The organism is Flavobacterium chilense (genome assembly GCF_001602525.1).
In the GTDB taxonomy this organism is placed as follows: domain Bacteria; phylum Bacteroidota; class Bacteroidia; order Flavobacteriales; family Flavobacteriaceae; genus Flavobacterium; species Flavobacterium chilense.
On sequence record NZ_LSYT01000001.1, the window covers coordinates 817,094 to 834,042 of the forward strand.

The 16,949-nt window shown below is 35.6% G+C and carries 13 protein-coding genes; 2 read left to right on the plus strand and 11 right to left on the minus strand.

Annotation, left to right across the window (positions count from 1 at the left end; translation table 11 throughout):
- Positions 1-9: 9 nt before the first annotated feature.
- Entirely contained in the window at positions 10-930 is a 921-nt protein-coding gene (locus tag A4F88_RS03420) for a phytanoyl-CoA dioxygenase family protein (protein ID WP_068841111.1), read from the plus strand.
- Between the two features lie 62 nt (positions 931-992).
- Here the strand turns inward: A4F88_RS03420 and A4F88_RS03425 are convergent, their stop codons facing one another.
- The 7 genes from A4F88_RS03425 to A4F88_RS03455 form a co-directional block, all read right to left on the minus strand.
- Positions 993-1,415, minus strand: a complete 423-nt coding sequence (locus tag A4F88_RS03425) for an MgtC/SapB family protein (protein ID WP_068841112.1) — start codon at positions 1,413-1,415, stop codon at positions 993-995.
- 92 nt (positions 1,416-1,507) lie between these two features.
- Positions 1,508-2,728 (minus strand): ABC transporter permease, encoded by a 1,221-nt coding sequence (locus A4F88_RS03430; protein WP_068841113.1) that lies wholly within the window; start codon positions 2,726-2,728, stop codon positions 1,508-1,510.
- Positions 2,715-3,476: an ABC transporter ATP-binding protein gene (locus A4F88_RS03435; protein WP_068841459.1), complete on the minus strand. Its 762-nt coding sequence runs from the start codon at positions 3,474-3,476 to the stop codon at positions 2,715-2,717. Before A4F88_RS03435 ends, A4F88_RS03430 begins: the two co-directional genes overlap by 14 nt.
- Before the next feature lie 29 nt (positions 3,477-3,505).
- On the minus strand, positions 3,506-4,774 hold the full coding sequence (locus A4F88_RS03440; RefSeq protein ID WP_068841114.1) for an efflux RND transporter periplasmic adaptor subunit: 1,269 nt from the start codon (positions 4,772-4,774) through the stop codon (positions 3,506-3,508).
- A gap of 10 nt (positions 4,775-4,784) precedes the next feature.
- The gene (locus A4F88_RS03445) at positions 4,785-6,125 is read right to left on the minus strand and encodes a TolC family protein (RefSeq protein WP_068841115.1); all 1,341 of its coding nucleotides are present in this window, start codon (positions 6,123-6,125) and stop codon (positions 4,785-4,787) included.
- Positions 6,126-6,374: 249 nt separating this feature from the next.
- Positions 6,375-8,927, minus strand: coding sequence for a magnesium-translocating P-type ATPase (gene mgtA / locus A4F88_RS03450; protein ID WP_068841116.1), 2,553 nt, complete (start codon positions 8,925-8,927; stop codon positions 6,375-6,377).
- 107 nt (positions 8,928-9,034) lie between these two features.
- Positions 9,035-9,409 (minus strand): winged helix-turn-helix transcriptional regulator, encoded by a 375-nt coding sequence (locus A4F88_RS03455; RefSeq protein WP_209442817.1) that lies wholly within the window; start codon positions 9,407-9,409, stop codon positions 9,035-9,037.
- A gap of 151 nt (positions 9,410-9,560) precedes the next feature.
- On the opposite strand from A4F88_RS03455, the gene A4F88_RS03460 reads away from it, so the two are divergent.
- Positions 9,561-10,094 carry an NAD(P)H-dependent oxidoreductase gene (locus A4F88_RS03460; protein ID WP_068841460.1) on the plus strand — a complete coding sequence of 178 codons (534 nt, stop codon included), beginning with the start codon at positions 9,561-9,563 and terminating at the stop codon, positions 10,092-10,094.
- 87 nt (positions 10,095-10,181) lie between these two features.
- On the opposite strand, the gene A4F88_RS03465 is transcribed toward A4F88_RS03460, so the two are convergent.
- The 4 genes from A4F88_RS03465 to A4F88_RS03480 all read right to left on the minus strand — a co-directional run bounded on the left by A4F88_RS03465 (position 10,182) and on the right by A4F88_RS03480 (position 16,925).
- Positions 10,182-12,464, minus strand: a complete 2,283-nt coding sequence (locus tag A4F88_RS03465; RefSeq protein WP_068841118.1) for a T9SS type A sorting domain-containing protein — start codon at positions 12,462-12,464, stop codon at positions 10,182-10,184.
- Between the two features lie 22 nt (positions 12,465-12,486).
- The gene (locus A4F88_RS03470) at positions 12,487-13,662 is read right to left on the minus strand and encodes a cell surface protein (RefSeq protein ID WP_394332899.1); all 1,176 of its coding nucleotides are present in this window, start codon (positions 13,660-13,662) and stop codon (positions 12,487-12,489) included.
- 72 nt (positions 13,663-13,734) lie between these two features.
- A complete protein-coding gene (locus A4F88_RS03475) occupies positions 13,735-14,880 on the minus strand; it encodes a beta-propeller fold lactonase family protein (protein ID WP_068841120.1) in 1,146 nt (381 codons plus the stop codon).
- The gene (locus A4F88_RS03480) at positions 14,877-16,925 is read right to left on the minus strand and encodes a TonB-dependent receptor (RefSeq protein WP_068841461.1); all 2,049 of its coding nucleotides are present in this window, start codon (positions 16,923-16,925) and stop codon (positions 14,877-14,879) included. Before A4F88_RS03480 ends, A4F88_RS03475 begins: the two co-directional genes overlap by 4 nt.
- Positions 16,926-16,949 lie beyond the last annotated feature (24 nt).

The window sequence follows — 16,949 nt, forward strand, 5'->3', positions numbered from 1 at the left end:
AGTAAAATTATGCCCTGGACGATTCTTGAAAAATTGTGGACACGTACCTTGCATCCTTCAAATGTTGCTGTTACCAATGATACTCAAACCTGGAATGCAGAAATAAAAGCCTTATATCAATTGGGTATTGGTATGGAAGAAACACTACAATTTTTATATTTTGAAAAACCTGATTTTGAAAATTTTAAAATCTGGATCAATAACAGACAAAGAAACCAAACTACAGAAACCGAAATTCTTACTGAGGATGTATTATCTGAAGAGGATCTTCAATTCTGGAACAAAAATGGGTATATCGTAATAAAGGATGCCATCTCAAAAGAAGATTGTAAAGCTACTGAACAGGCAATTTGGGATTATTTAAAGATGGATCCGGACAAAAAAGAAACCTGGTATCAAAGACATGAAGATCAAAAAGGCTTAATGCTTAACTTTTCGGATCATGAAACGTTAAACCGAAACAGGCTTTCTCCAAAAATAAAAAAAGCCTACGAGCAATTGTATAAAACAACCAACCTTTACAAAACAATTGATAAAGTAAGTTTTAATCCTCCTGAAACTGAAGAATTTAGTTTTTTAGGAAGTCTGCTTCATTGGGACATCAGTATAAAACCTCCTTTTGCATTTGGACTTCAGGGACTGCTCTATCTTACAGACTGCGATGCTAATGATGGCGCTTTTCATTGTGTTCCGGGATTTCATAACAAAATAGAAGAATGGATTGAAAGCATTCCCGCTGATCAAAATCCGAGAGATCTGGCAGTCGAAACACTGCAATCTGAACCTATAATTGGCAATGCAGGCGATTTTATAATCTGGAACAATACTTTACCACATTGTGCAACGCCCAATAAAGGCAAAACACCAAGAATGGTACAATATCTTACTTATTTACCCAATGAAAATAACACTTTTGGGGAATGGGCTTAAATAATAAGGAAGAATAACTTTTGCTTACTCTTCCTTACAATTTATTATGATTTCCAGTGCTTTTATTTTCTGTTTCTCATCCATCTTTCGACAGGTTCAATAACGGTATTTACGGTAGTAACCAGAAAAGTACAAATCAAAGTTTCTGCAAAATACCCTGACGCGGCAATACATCCAATCGCTGCACTGCACCATATTGTGGCAGCAGAATTTAATCCGTGTACATTTGGCCCTTCTCTAAAGATGACTCCTGCTCCCAAAAAACCAACTCCCATAACCACCTGAGCTGTAATACGGGTTACATCGATATTAGGTTCTGTAGCGGCTACTTTTATCGATAACAATACAAAGGCAGCTGCTCCTGTTGCTACCAGCATATTGGTTTTTAAGCCGGTTTCTTTATGATGCCATTGTCGCTCAAAACCTATAATTAATCCGGCAAATAAAGCGATTATAAGTCGGGTGAAAAATTCTGTTGTACTCAAAGTTAATATGATTTTATAAGATTAAAAGTGCTGTGTTCTTCATCAAAACCATCACTTTATAGAAATAAATTTAAAACTTAAATATAAAAATATTATTCGTAATGCAGAGCTTCTATCGGATCCAATTTAGATGCTTTTAGTGCAGGATAATAACCAAAGAAAATACCGGTGATCGCACAAACTAAAAATGAAAGTATCACAGAAGATTCAGAAATCAAAGTAGGCCAGTGTAAAAAGAACTGTATCAGCTCAGATGCTATAATTCCCAATACAATTCCAATTAATCCTCCGGTTAAACTGATCAATATAGCTTCGACCAAAAACTGCAATAAAATATCCCTTCCGTTTGCTCCTATAGACATACGCAAACCAATTTCCTTAGTTCGTTCTGTAACCGAAACATACATAATATTCATAATTCCGATTCCGCCAATCAATAACGAGATTCCTGATATTGCCGTTAATAACACGGTCAGCAACTGACTTGTCGAGCTAAAAGTATTAATTAACTCAGCCTGTGTTCGTACGGAGAAATCATCTTCGTCTTTGGCTTTCAACCGATGTGCTGTACGCATAATCTGTTCGATTTCATCTGTTGCCATTTGTGTCTGACTTTCGTCTATTGTCGAAGCATAGATATTTTGAAGATAAATAGAGTTTGTTATTCTTTTTTGCACTGTCCTAAAAGGCGCAATAATAATATCATCCTGATCCTGTCCGAATGCGTTCTCTCCTTTGGATTGTAAAACCCCAATAATCCTGAACGGAATTTTATTAAATCGAATAATTTGCCCAATAGGATTTACTCCATACGGAAATATATTGTCTACAACTGTTTGTCCGATCAAACACACTTTATTTGCCGTATGTACATCTGATTCTCTAAAAGCAATTCCTTCTTTGAGCGGCCAGTCTCTAATTTTAAGATAATCGACACTTACGCCCTGCATACTCGTTGGCCAGTTTAAAGCTCCATTAATAGCCTGACCTTTACTGGATACTGCAGGGGAAATCGCATTGAGATGTTTTGATTCTTTTTTAAGTGCATCAACATCACTGAGCGTTAAAGTTTGAACACTCGAAATATCCAGACGTGCTCCGGCGGTCACATTACTGTTTGGACGAATTGTAATCATATTCGATCCCATACTGGACAATTGATCCTGAATGCTTTTTTTAGAGCCCTGTCCTATTGCAACCATTGCAATTACAGAAGCCACACCAATAATAATCCCGAGCATAGTCAACAATGCACGAAGTTTATTACGGCGAAGTGCTTTTAAGGCGATTAGAAAAAGATTAGCTATTTTCATATTTATAATCTTCATCTACACGAAAATCGGCCAGCATTTGTTTAGCAGATTTTATGTTTTGGTTATTAAAGTCTTTTGTTACTCTTCCGTCACGAAGTGTGACTGTTCTGCTGCTAAATGCCGCTATATCCGGTTCATGCGTTACAAAAATGATTGTTTTTCCCTGTGAATTTAATTCCTGAATCAAAGCCATGATTTCGTAGGAAGTTCTGGTATCCAGGTTTCCTGTGGCTTCATCAGCCAGAATCATTACAGGATCGTTTACTAAAGCTCTCGCAATAGCCACACGCTGTTGTTGTCCTCCCGAAAGCTGGTTCGGAAAGTGATCCAGCCTGTCAGCGAGTTTTACAGCTTCTAAAGCATTTATAGCTCTTTCCCGTCGTTCTTTGGTAGAAATTTTAGAATTATACAACAATGGAAGTTCTACATTTTCTATTGCCGAAGTACGTGCCAGAAGATTATACGACTGAAAAATAAAACCAATCTTCGTGTTTCGTAAAGCTGCCAGTTCATTTTTAGATAATGATTTGACATTTACTCCGTCCAGTATATAATTCCCCTCTGATGGTTTATCCAGACATCCCAAAATATTAAGCATTGTTGTTTTTCCGGAACCACTACTTCCCATAATGGTAATAAATTCGCCTTCCATCACATCAAAAGAAACACCTTTTAAAGCTCTTACAGTTTCTGATCCCATGGTAAATTCTCTTTTGAGGTCTTGTATTTCAAGAATCTTTTTTCCCATCACAATTTCTTTTGTATTCTCAACTGTTATCATCTTTTTCCGCCGCCTCCGCCGCCTCGTTTTGGCATAAACGGACTTGAATCTGTCGCTTTAGCTCCTTTAGCCTGCTTTAATGCATTTACTCCGGTAATGATTTCGTCCTGTGCTGTTATTCCCCTAACAATCTGCACATTGATATCATCATCCAATCCTATTCGGATGTGTTTCGGGATAATCGAATCGCCAACTTTTTTCCATACAATTGCTTTCTTATGGTCAATCGTATCCGGCTTTTTGTTATTTGATGCTAAATTGCCTCCATATTTATTTCCGTTTTTGCCTTTGTGTTCTCCTTTATGATTTCCTAAAGACAGTTTCCTGATTTTATATTGTTTTCCTAATGTAGAATCAGGCTGAAAAGCAATGGCTTTCGCCGAAATAAGCAGGGTGTTTTTTACTTCATTGGTATAAATAATAATGTTGGCCGTCATGCCGGGTTTTAATTTTAAATCATTATTTGGAGCGTTGATAATGGTTGTATACGTAACAACATTTGCCGAAATTGTGGGCTGTAAACGTACTTCCATTACGGTACCTTTAAACACATCATCCGGAAAAGCATCAACGGTAAAAGTCGCACTTTCTCCCACTTTTATATTCCCAACATCAGCTTCATCAACAGAGGCCTGAACCTGCATTTTGGTTAAATCCTTGGCAATACTAAATAAGGTTGGTGTATTTAAACTCGCTGCTACGGTTTGTCCTTGGCTCACTTTTCTGGATAGAACTGTTCCGTCTATGGGTGAAAAAATATTGGTAAACGAAAGGCTTTTTTGTACAGATCGCAGTTGAGCCGCCACGCTGTTTACATTATCTCTGGCTACTTCGTAAAGGTTTTTTGCCGTTTCAAAATCAGCTCTGCTAATTCCTCCTGCTTTGTATAATTCACTTTGTCTGTTAAAATTAGATTGCTGATAGCTCAGGTTGTTTTTCGACAATTGCAAATTTGCTGTAATTTGCTGCACTTGGGCAATTAATAAGGATTGATCGATTTGAGCCAGTAATTCTCCTTTTTTTACCACCGAATTAAAATCGACAAATACTTTTTGTATCGTTCCTGAAACCTGTGTACCAACTGCTACAGTATCTACCGGCTGTATTTTTCCGGTTGCCGTTACACTCGTTGCAATATCTCCATAATGTGGTTTTTCTGTAATCAATTCTACTTTATTATCCTCTTTATGAAAAATAAAATATCCTATACATCCTATAAGTAAAACTCCAATGATGATGATAATTATTAATTTACTTTTTTTCATTTTGCTCTTTTTATAGTTTGATTGAATCTCCTTTATAGAAATCGTATATTTTTAAACTTACAACAGCATTGTATTTTGCTTGTATAAAATTTTGGAATGCCTGAACATATAAATTCTTTTCGAGTAAATAATCTACTGTACTTATGCCTCCTAATCGTAATTGTTCGTTGGCAATTCGATAATTTTCTGTGTTGGCATCAAGCTGTTCCTGAGCAGCAGTAAACTGAGATTGCGCATTAAGGACATTAATGTACGCCTGCTCTACTTTTTGAGAAAGTACTGTTTCTGTGTTTGTAACATTTAGTTTGGACTGATCAATAGCAATTTTTGACTTTTCGACTCCTGTTTTCGCAATTCGATTATTAAAGATCGGAACCGTTAACGAAAGCCCCAGACGCTGATAAAAGTTATTGTCTAATTGTGCAGGATAAGGTGTACTTTGATTGTCTGAATAGCCAGAAGCCAAAGTTCCGCTTGCACTAAGTGTAGGTAAAAAACTGGCTTTGGATTTTTGTAATTCTAAATCGGCAGCTTCTTTCTCTAACAAAATGCTTTTTACCTCCGGTCTTTGTTCTAAGGCTATTTTTTGCGCTTCTTCCAGATTGATTACCGGTAAAGTAGCTTCGAGAGTTTCCGGCTTTTGAATATTTAATTCATATCCTGACGGAAGCTGCAATAATTGTTTTAAGGTCAGCACATTTTGGCGCTCGGTGTTTTGAGAATTAACTAAATTAAAGTTATCGGTTGCCAATTGTGCTTTCAGTAAAACAAAATCTTTTTTGGCAATACTTCCGGCATTGTATTTTAATTCTCCTAATTTGAGTTGTGCTTTCGAAGTTTCTACAATCTCGTTTAAATACACACTATTTTCCTTTGCCAGTAAAATGGTCAGATATGCTTGTGTGATTTGAATGGTAATATCGTTTTCAGCAGCTTCGGCATTAAACTGAGCTGACTTGATAAAGAGTTCTTTTTGTTTAATATCATTATTCAGGTATCCTCCATTATATAAAACCATCGATGAACCTAATGAATAATTGCCCGCAAAACTCGATTGGGTCTGAAAACCTCCTACGACTAAATCAGCATTTTTTGCATTGGTAAAAGTTTGCGACGCATTTCCTAAAAGGTTAGGAAGCTTTGCTGCTTTAGACAATAGTAAATCCTGTTCTGTAGATTTAGTAGTGAGCCGTAAGGTATTAATTTGGATATTCTGCTGTTTTGCATAAGCAATACATTGTTCAAGATTCCATACTTTAGGTAATTGATTTTGTTCAGTCGTTTGTGCAATTGTATGTGCCGAATGAGTAATCAAAATCACCATTAAAGTATTTATCATAAATGACCTCATACCTGAATTTAATTTAAATTAAAAAAATAAATTATAACCTGAGACTTAGATAATAAAAATGCTTTAAGCGTATTATGGATTTGATTAAAAAGGGGAATTTGGTACATTATTCATAGTAATGGTAGATAAAACGAATAACTATATCAAATATAGTGATTATTTTAACACTTTTACCGAAGTACCTCTCCTTTTAATCATAAATAAAAGATAAATTAATTAGAAAGAAAACTTAACGTTTTTGACAAACGGTTAACGATATTTCCGATGTTTTTTAATCATTATTTTATAAAACTTGTGCTTTACAATTTCGGCAGATATGATATAGGTTGCAATCAGTAAAAACATCCATACATAAAGCATAAATGGTAATTTTACAAAATCGAACCATTCTGAAAATGGCGTAAAAGGCAATGCCAGCACAAATAAGACAATTACAGCAGTTGCAATGGTTAAATATTTACCAGGCAGGCTTTTAAAAAATGGTAATCTGGTTCTAACAACCAATACAATTAAGGTTGCCGAAATTACAGATTCTATGAACCAGGCTGTTTGAAATTCTTTTTCCTTGGCATGAAAAATAAACAACAGAATACCAAACATCAGAAAATCAAAAACGGAACTTAAAAGGCCAAAAACAATCATAAACTTTCTGATAAAGGCTATATCCCAACGTTGTGGTGCCTGAATATTTAATTCGTCGACACGGTCTGTGGCAATAGCCATTTCCGGAAAATCCGTTAAAAGATTAGTCAGTAAAATTTGTTTGGGTAATAAAGGTAAAAACGGCAAAAATAAAGAGGCACCTGCCATACTAAACATATTCCCGAAATTGGCACTGGTTGCCATAAAGATATATTTCATGGTATTGGTAAATGTTTTTCTGCCTTCGACAATACCATTTGTCAAAACTCCCAGATCCTGACTCAATAATACAATATCTGCGGCTTCTTTGGCTACATCTACTGCCGTATCTACAGATATTCCCACATCTGCAGTATGCAGCGCCGGAGCATCATTTATACCATCGCCCATAAAACCTACTACATTTCCTCCGCTTTTTAATATAGATATAATACGTTCTTTTTGGTTGGGTTCAACTTCTGCAAAAATATCGGTACGGGTTGCCTGATGCATGAGTGCGGCTTTGGTCATTTTTTGCAATTCGGCACCAGTCAATATTTTGGGATCTTTTATGCCTACCTGCAAAGCCAGACTTTTTGCTACAAGGGCGTTATCTCCGGTAATAATTTTTAGTTTTACTCCCAGTGTATTCAGTTTTGCAATTATAGCTTCTACATTTGGTTTTGGCGGATCAAATAAGGTTATAAATCCTAAAAAGATCATATCTTTTTCATCGTCACGGGTAAATCCTTTTGCATCAGAAACGGGTTTGTAAGCTACGCCTAAAGTTCTGAAACCAGCTTCGCTTAATTTTTCGTATTGTTCCTGAATCGAGGCTTTAGAATCGGATAGATCAGTTAGTTTACCTTCGGCAAGTTCAGCCTTACTGCAAATTGCCAATATGGAATTTAAAGCACCTTTGGTTATGGCCAGATTTTCTTTTTCTCCTTTTACTACTATCGTTAAACGTTTTCGGATAAAGTCGTACGGAATCTCTGATTGTACTGTAAATGCATTGGATGTTTCTTTATAGGCCAGACAAATTGCTTCGTCGATTGGGTTTCTAAATCCTTGTTGCATAGAGGCATTTAACCACGCATATTGCAATACTTTATCATTATGGTTTCCGCTGATGTCCAGTGTATCTTTTAAATTTACTTTTCCTGCGGTTATGGTTCCTGTTTTATCTGAACAAAGAATATTCATACTTCCGATATTTTCAATCGAAGAAAGGCGTTTTACAATTACTTGTAATTTAGCCATTCGTTTTGCTCCTGTCGAAAGATTAACGCTAATAATCGCAGGAAGTAACTGTGGTGTCAATCCTACCGCAAGTGCCAGCGAAAATAAAAAGGAATCCAGTATGGGTTTATGAAGAAAAACGTTTACACCAAAAATAATAATAACAAGAACCAGTGTAACTTCCATAAGCAAATATCCAAATTTGCGTATTCCGAGTTCGAAATCTGTTTCTGGTGCTTTTAACTGAAGATTGGTGGATATTTTCCCGAATTCTGTTTGTTTTCCGGTTGCCATTACCAGTGCTGTTGCTTTTCCGCTAATAACACTTGCTCCCATAAACAAAGTATTGCTTCTTTTAGAAAGTACAGTATCTGCCGGAAGTGGTTTACCACTACTCTTTTCTACCGGAAAGGTTTCTCCGGTAAAAGCGGCTTCATCGACAAATAATTCTTTTGAATCTATAATCAGACAATCGCCAGGAATAATATCGCCGGCTGATAATGTGACTATATCGCCCGGAACGACTTCTTCTACGGCTATCTCTTTTGAAGTTCCGCTGCGGATAACCCTGCATTTTAAGCGAACCATTTTCAATAGTTCTTTTACGGCATTTGCTGCTCCTTTTTCCTGCCAAAAACCAAGAAGACTGCTTAATATTATAATGCAGAGAATTATTAAGGTATCTGAAATGTCTCCTAAACCTGCAGATAGTATCGCAGCGATAATAAGTAAAATGGTGATGGGACTTTTAAACTGCGAAATAAACAGAATAAACATCGAAGTGTTGGCATTACTTTTTAAGGTATTGGGACCATATTGTTTCAATCTTCTCGGGACTTCTGAATCTTCGAGTCCTTTTGCCCCTGCATTTACTTTTTTATAAGCGTCTTCAATACTTAAATCCCAAAAACTGTTTTCGACATCAGAATTACTTTCCATAAATTGCCCATTAAATGATTCTTATAAAGGTAATCAAAAACTTACTAATCTTTTTATCATTTAACTTATACAATTTTAAAAGGATGGAGCTTTCGAAATTGAAACTGTTACGACTCTGTTTCCTGCATTTGATTCTCGATAATCATTTTTAGCTGAGGCGCAAATTCAAGTCCCCATTTGTCAAGCGCAGAAATTAAAGGCATTAGAGATTCTCCGGATGCTGTTAGATAATATTCTACTTTTAGGGGAATTTCATTGTAAACTGTTTTTCCTAAAAGTCCGTGACATTCCAACTCTTTTAATTGATTTTGCAACACACGTTTGGTAATACCATTAATGGCACTAACAAGGTCTTTAGGTCGTTTTATACCTTTTGAGATTTCATCCAGCAAACAAAATTTCCATTTAGAACCCACTACTTCCATGGCAACATTAAGTCCGCAATTATAATCAATGGGTATTTTTCGCTGATACATATTCATTTCTTTTTAGAGTACAAAAGTAAAGACAAATGCTGTTTTTATGCTAAAAATCGATAGTGATTAATTTATCACTATATGATTAATTCGTCCCTTATTGTTCTATATGTTTGAAGTTTACATATTTGTTGCTTTAAATTTTAATACCTATCAAATGAAAACACTTGTAATTATAGTTCATCCAAAAATTGAAAATTCTGTAATAAACAAAAGATGGATCGAAGAATTAAATAAATATCCTGATCAATATACACTTCATGATTTGTATGCTGTATATCCTGATGAAAAAATTGATTTTGAAAAAGAACAACAGTTAATCGAACATCATGATACCATTGTATTTCAGTTTCCGTTATATTGGTTCAATTGCCCGCCACTCTTAAAAAAATGGCTTGATGAAGTATTGTTGTACGGATGGGCTTATGGCAGTAAAAGTGGTTATAAAGTAGCTGGAAAGAAAATTGCTTTGTCTGTTTCTGCGGGTATTAATGAGGAAGATTACAGTGAAAACGGAAAATATAAATATACGTTAGAACAACTTACTGCTCCTTTTGAAGTTACTTTTAATTACATAAAAGCTGACTACAAATCTTTATTTGCTTTTTATGGTGCTGAACATAATGCGATTGAAGAAAGAATCGAAAAGAACGCACTGGATTATATTTCATTTTTAGAATCGCTTCAATAATGTGTAATTACAATACTGAAAACTAAAAGCCCCTTTACCAATTTGGTAAAGGGGCTTTTTTTCTATCATTCAGTAATCAATACCTGATTAATTCTTGATAAATTTCTGTACATAATTGGCTTTATCAGTCACCACATTAATAATGTACAATCCTTTTACAAAAGCGCTTACATTGACTTGGTTGTTGTTAAACTGTGTATGGATTGTTTTTCCTGACACATCATAAACTGTAACCTGCAACACCTGATCTTCGGTCTGAATATTCAGAATTTCAGAAACCGGATTAGGATAAATGGCTAATTTGACTTTTGTAAAATCACCTGTTCCTAAATTAGTTGATGCATTGACTGTAATTGATTTTTCGACTACTTTTCCGTTAGAGTTAAAACTTATTACTACTGTCGCATCACCTGACGTTTTAGGCGTTAAAACCAGCTCGTCATTTGTATTTATGACTGCAGAAACAACAGCTGTATCACTATTTGATTTTACTGTTTTTACAATGGCTACTGCTAAATTATCATCATCTGAAACCACTGTTTTTAAATCAATTACAGTTGGATTATTTACTGAAACCTGCGAAGGCAAAGTACTGCTAATTACCGGTGCTGCATTATCAGGGAAAACTGTTATAGCTGGAAACCAGTAATAATCGTTTAAAATTTTGGTATCAATTAAACTTCCTGTATTACTGTATGTATGAATCCAGTTTTTCTGAAAATGTGCCAGATAACCACTTTCTGTTGTATTAACAATTAAATTATCAGTTATCGGATCAAGACGTAATGCCGCACCGTAAGGAATTTGTTTGTATGTTCCTGTTTGCCCCGGAAGTGTGGCAAAATTTTCATTAAATGTTTTTGTATTGATATCAAATTTTACAATTTGTATTCCTGATGTAAAAGAATTTACAGAGTTCATCCAAAACAAAGCGTTTTGTTTGGTACTGTAGGTAAAACTTCCTGCATTCCAGGCACCCCATGATCCTAAATATTTAGTGGTTGGAATTGCATATTCGGTTGCAACAAAAGTTATCGGATCGATATTAATTATTTTTTGATTCTGGATTCCCCAAACGCTTCCGTCTTTCGCTTGTGTAACTGAATGAAATGCTCCTGTAATGGTTTTAATAACGGTATTCGTTTTTGGATCAATTACCAGAATTCCAGCATTTTGTTTTACAGCAAACACATATTGAGAGGTACGAATCATATTTCCGATCTGTCCTGCATATGTGCTTCCGCCTCCTGTTCCTGTTACCATATCTCCTACCTTCATGTTGGCAATATCAAAAGCAAAAACACCGTTTGATGCACCTATGTAACCTGTATTTTTATCTACTCCAATAAAAGAGCGCCCGTCTCCTCCACCAATATTATCAAATCCGGCAATTTTTTTCATTGTTAATGCATCGGCTACCACCAATCTTCCTCCCGGAGTATATTGGGTATCTCCGCCATCTGCAGCTTGCTTAGAAATAAAATAAAATTTGTCTCCGTAAATGGTTCCGTATTGTGTAGTAGCTCCAAAAGCCTTATTCTCATTCTTGGTACTGTAAACGCGATAGTTGATATTTCCTGTATTATCAACAAAATTTACTGATCCGTTTGTATGTCCAAACCATTCTTCGTTTACTACAAAATACCCTTTTGTAAAATCTATAGCATTCACATAAGGCGTAACCGGGGTAAATGTTGTTACGGTTGGTTCCTGAGCAAATAAAACATTAAAATTCCATACATCCCAAGAACCATTTTGTAAAACCCTGCTTGATGCTCCCAATCCGGAGTAATCAAAATCATCCTCAACAGCATCTCTCACCCAATAAGACCAATATCCTTTGGATGTCCATCCTGATTGCCAGTGATCATTGGCATCAATTACAGTATATTCATCGAAGTCGTAAGACGTTGAATTTACAATACCATCTACAGGATAATAAGGATAAGTAACATTTCCGCTTTTATAAAGTCCGTTTGTATTTGCACCGTTCAAATCAAAACCTAATCCTCCAATTGCAGAACCAAACTGTGTTCCCTGATAAAGCAAAGTAAAGAAACGATGATCTGCTTTTGCAATAGCTTTCATCATATCTTCTCCAGTTGCAGTTCCATCCCATCTAAAACCCCAGATTAAGGCATCAGAATTTTTGCCATCATTCCATTGAACCGCAAACGCAGCCTGATTAGAACCTGTACCTACCCAATATTGAATATCAGCAAAAGTTGTTGTTGCAGCGCTTTTACTTTGCTGTTTTTTAGTCGTTGTTGTTGGTTTTAAATCATTTCTGGGTACCCCCTGTACGGTAATTTGTGCATTGCTCAGAAATGAAAAGAACAATAATAGTATTAAAAGGTAATTTTTCTTCATATTATATTTAATTTAAAATTTATTATTTAAGGTATAAGTCATAAGCTCCTGAAACTTCTGTCGAAACTTCTCCCAGCCATCCGGCTTCCTGATTAATTCCGGTGTATACTTTAACGAAATCTATTCCCGGTAGTTTTACATATTTTCCGTCTTTATCTACAGCCCACGAAATATCGATATTAGAACCTTCATCGTTATTTGGGGCATTATCGGCATAACCAAAATCGAACGATTTGCCTACCCAATAATTTCCAGCACCACTCTGATCGTAAAAATTGTCTGCAATTCTTGTCCCTTTCAGGCTGTATGATGCTTCAGAAATCCATAAGGGATAATAGCTCTGATCGTGAAATGTGTTTCTGGTTTTATAACCTAATTTTCCCTGATTATCCTGCCATTTAATATATTCTGTATCAGTTTGCCAGAATTCTTCTCCTGCAACCGGCTGTTTATTAGGGTCCGGTTTAAAGTAAGTAATGCTGTAATTCTTGATAGTAGTATTTTTAAAATACTCGCTTCCTGCTATTTCATACCACTCGTCTTCATCAGGCTTTCCGTTTTTGTTTTTGTCATAAGCCACCAGAATAATACCCGGTTCGCATGATCCTGAACGTGCTTCATTAGCTTCATTACCCCAAAATGCATTTCCTAAAATCTTAAAATCACGACCATTCATATTTGGAATTGTATGATCGAAACCAAATACCACATAACCTCCAAAACCACCCAACGATATCATGCTGGTGTTTGAACCAACAATGGCTTTTTTTGCTCCACTGATCAGATTGGCATCCGTATTTCCGGGCAGATACTTTGGAATTTCATTAGTAAACTGGCCCACTGCAGGACGATAATCAAATACATTTGATATATATTTACTATAAGTTCCCGTTTCTTTTGTGACATTGATTGATGATGTGTAGGTTTTCACCATTCCGTTTACTTCTAATTTTAAAGTCAGTGTATAGTTTTTTAAATACGGACTAATAAAATCCAATTGGGCACTTTGGGAAATCACTGAATCATTTGCCATCCAGGTTACTTGTGAATTCGCAGGCAAGTTTGGAGCAATATTGAGTACTTTAAAGCGGTCTATTGAGTAGGAATCTTTTAGTAATTCTGCCGGAATTCCCAAATCTTCTTCCTTGTCGGTTCCGCATCCGATAAATCCCAGTAAGAAAACTGACAGTAACGTCATTTTTAAAATTTTAAAAGGATTTTTTTTCATATTCAATAAAATTTAGAATTAATATTTTGTTTCTGTACAGCTTTAGTTTTTTGTTATAAAAGCCATGTGTGCCGGAATATTTCCTGCTGTTGTTTTCCACTTCAATTTTCCTTCGGGAGTAAAACAATAGATATAGCCTGTTACGACATAATTCTGAGCATCGGTAATATAAATTTCTTTTGTTTCAGGATTTACCTGAAGTCCGTACGGAATCATAATTTGTTTATCTGTACCGTCCGTGATGATTTTATTCGTAATTACCTTTTTAGTTCTTGTGTCTAATATTCCATAGGTTACTTTATTGCTATTGGTAAGGTAACTCCATGATACACTGTAGAAATACAATAAATCATCTACCAGGCACATTCCTGAAACCGGAATATCAAGCTGTAATTTCTTTTCATCTGTCTGGCTGTCAATTACAAATAAATTAGAAGGTGTATTGTAGTAATCTCCTCTTGAACTCACATAAATATCTCCTCTGCTGTCTATTTCCATGCTATTGAGATTTATTCCCACATCTATTTTTTTGGTTTCGGTAAAGGATTCCAGATCAACTACAGATACTGTTCTGTCATAATTAGGCACCCGGTAACCGCCGGAGTTTGCTACATATAATTTTCCGTTGTGCACCACCATTTGTTCGGGTTGATAACCTACTGTGACTTTTCTTTTTATTTCTAATGATGTGGTATCAATTTCGGCAACAAAACCAATTTCGGCATTCGGATTGATTGCTACGGGACCTGAATACGAACTCACATAGGCTTTGTTTTTGTAGAAAGCCAGGTAACGGCAATTGGGAATGTCTATTTTTTTGATGCGTTTTGCCGTCCATTTCTCGATTACTTCTACTTTGTTGGAACAATTTATAACGGCATATACTTTATTTCCGTAGATCTTTATATCATTACCAACATCTCCAAGCTCTTTTATAACAGTTGGGTTTCGTTCTGAATAAATATCGGTAGTATAGTTTCCTGTTCGGTAATTGAAAATATCAATACTCGCACGGTTCATTCCCATATTACCTTCATTAAGAAGATAAAAACCTTCTATTTTCCCGTCACTTCTGGGAGCTGCAACACTTTTATCACTGGATGGGAAAATGGTTTCTTCTTCTCTGCAGGAATTAAAAGCAAGAATTATAAATAAACCGAAAATTATTTTTGTCGTGATCTTTTTCATAGTTCTATACTAATTATAAATTTTAACGTACGCCCCGGCATCGGATAGTTGTAAATCACTTCATATTGCTGATTAAGAGCATTGTTTAATTCTACTGCTCCTTTCATTTGATAGTGACGTATGGTAAAAGATTTCTGTACTGCCAAATCATGTGTGTACCAGGGTTGTACTTCGTTTACCTTTATGTTATTTACATTGCCATTATAGCGTTTGCCTACATAGATAAAACTGTAGTTAAAATTCCAGGTTTTATAATCGGCATTTAATATTGCTGAGCCGCTATGCCATGGTGTGTACGGGATCTGATCGCCGTAAGAGGATAATTCTAAACCTGCAAACCTGGTATAATCCCGGCTTTGAGAATAGGTATATGTTAGATTTGCTGCCAGGTTTACTTTGTCAATATGCATTCCCATATTAACAACAGATTCAATTCCCTGTCCTTTTACCTGTCCGATGTTGGTTATCATCCAGCGAAATAAATTTCCTGTTGGAGCTGCTACAATTTTATCTTTGGTATTGGTATAATAACCATCAACCTGAATAGAAAATTTATAAAAAAACTCTTTCCCTACAGGTAAATTATAAGTAAACCCAACATCGTACTGATTCATATATTCTGGTCTTAGGGTACTGGAACCAACCATTGTATAATACAAATCGTTAAAAGTGGGCATTCTGAAAATGCGTTTTGCAAAGGCTCTCAGGTTAAAATCGTAATCTTTAAATGGTGTGTAACCTAAAAATAATGCCGGAGTAAATTCTGTTTTATCAGGAGCTTTTGCATTGTACCGTACTTCTTCCTTAACATGAGTTCCAATAACACTGCCCAAAACCTTAAAACCTCCAAGTCTGTAAGTGCTGGCAAGTGAAACTAATGCAGTATAGCGTTGCGGAAAAGAAAATTGAGTCTGTATCCCTTTTCTTGTGGCATTTAGTTTGTTGTACTGAAGATCTGTAGAAAGCGAAACATCCCAGTTTGGTAATATACTGTACATGTTAACAGCTGAAACATAATATTCCTGCTGATAATAACTATCGTCTGATTGTGCTCCTTCGGTTACGGTTTCACCGAGTATATTGGTTGTATCTCTGGCAACATAATGGGTATAATCGTATGCAAATTTTCCTTTTGCCTGAAATTTATATCTTTTTGTAAAATCTTTGATGAAAGTTCCTTGTGTAAAAAAGTTCTTATCGTATTGCCTGAAACCGTCTGAAAATTTATTTTCTACAATAGCTCCGGGCGCTCCTCTGTCTGAATCGTAATAATAAACTTTAGCGTCCCATGATCCATTATTTATTTTTCCATAAAGTCCGGATTCTACCCTTAGTGCTTCGATGTCACTATTGTGTCTGGTGGCAGTTGTATCATAGGCGACTGTTCCGTCAAGATTATTTCTTTTGTACCTGAATTTATATTGACCATTAGATTTTATGTATTCAGAACTTACGCTCATGCTTACTTTGTCACTTAATTTTTGTTCCCATCTAAAGGATGGATCAAAATAATTGATAGACATTGTTTTGAACCGTACCAACAGATTTGTGTTTTTATTTTTTTCAAAAACAGGTCGTTTGGTTCTTAAGTAAATGGTAGAAGCGGCTGCAAAATCTTTTGCTGACTGAAAAATTTCACTTTTCTGACCGTTGTACATTGTCAGGGATTCCATATCATCCAGAGAATATTTTCCTAAATCCGTAACTCCGTTTTGTGCGTTACCCAACTGAATGCCATCGTAAAAAACACCCACATGATGTGTTCCCATATTACGCACATCAACTGTTTTAAGTCCGCCAAGTCCACCATAATCCTTAATTTGGGTTCCTGCAAAATATCGAAGGGCATCGGCAACATTATGGCTGGCTAAATTTTCCAGTAATTTTCCTGAAAGTGTCTGAACGGGAATTACTTCCTGATATGGTTTTCCTTTTAGAATGACTTCTTTTAAAACCCGTAAACTATCATTAGATACTTGCGAATGAAGTAAAAATGGAGCAAAAAATAGAAAAATAAATAAGAGTACTTTTTTTGTATAATACATCACTGTTTTAATTAAATAAACTTC

What these genes read in the sequence shown, in the direction of transcription:
- A4F88_RS03445 (WP_068841115.1), bottom strand. Translation starts at nt 6,125, where the DNA reads ATGAGGTCATTTATGATAAATACTTTAATGGTGATTTTGATTACTCAT.
- mgtA (WP_068841116.1), bottom strand. Translation starts at nt 8,927, where the DNA reads ATGGAAAGTAATTCTGATGTCGAAAACAGTTTTTGGGATTTAAGTATT.
- A4F88_RS03430 (WP_068841113.1), bottom strand. Translation starts at nt 2,728, where the DNA reads ATGAAAATAGCTAATCTTTTTCTAATCGCCTTAAAAGCACTTCGCCGT.
- A4F88_RS03475 (WP_068841120.1), bottom strand. Translation starts at nt 14,880, where the DNA reads ATGAAAAAGATCACGACAAAAATAATTTTCGGTTTATTTATAATTCTT.
- A4F88_RS03455 (WP_209442817.1), bottom strand. Translation starts at nt 9,409, where the DNA reads ATGAATATGTATCAGCGAAAAATACCCATTGATTATAATTGCGGACTT.
- A4F88_RS03465 (WP_068841118.1), bottom strand. Translation starts at nt 12,464, where the DNA reads ATGAAGAAAAATTACCTTTTAATACTATTATTGTTCTTTTCATTTCTG.
- A4F88_RS03470 (WP_394332899.1), bottom strand. Translation starts at nt 13,662, where the DNA reads ATGACGTTACTGTCAGTTTTCTTACTGGGATTTATCGGATGCGGAACC.
- A4F88_RS03435 (WP_068841459.1), bottom strand. Translation starts at nt 3,476, where the DNA reads ATGGGAAAAAAGATTCTTGAAATACAAGACCTCAAAAGAGAATTTACC.
- A4F88_RS03440 (WP_068841114.1), bottom strand. Translation starts at nt 4,774, where the DNA reads ATGAAAAAAAGTAAATTAATAATTATCATCATCATTGGAGTTTTACTT.
- A4F88_RS03480 (WP_068841461.1), bottom strand. Translation starts at nt 16,925, where the DNA reads ATGTATTATACAAAAAAAGTACTCTTATTTATTTTTCTATTTTTTGCT.
- A4F88_RS03460 (WP_068841460.1), top strand. Translation starts at nt 9,561, where the DNA reads ATGAAAACACTTGTAATTATAGTTCATCCAAAAATTGAAAATTCTGTA.
- A4F88_RS03420 (WP_068841111.1), top strand. Translation starts at nt 10, where the DNA reads ATGCCCTGGACGATTCTTGAAAAATTGTGGACACGTACCTTGCATCCT.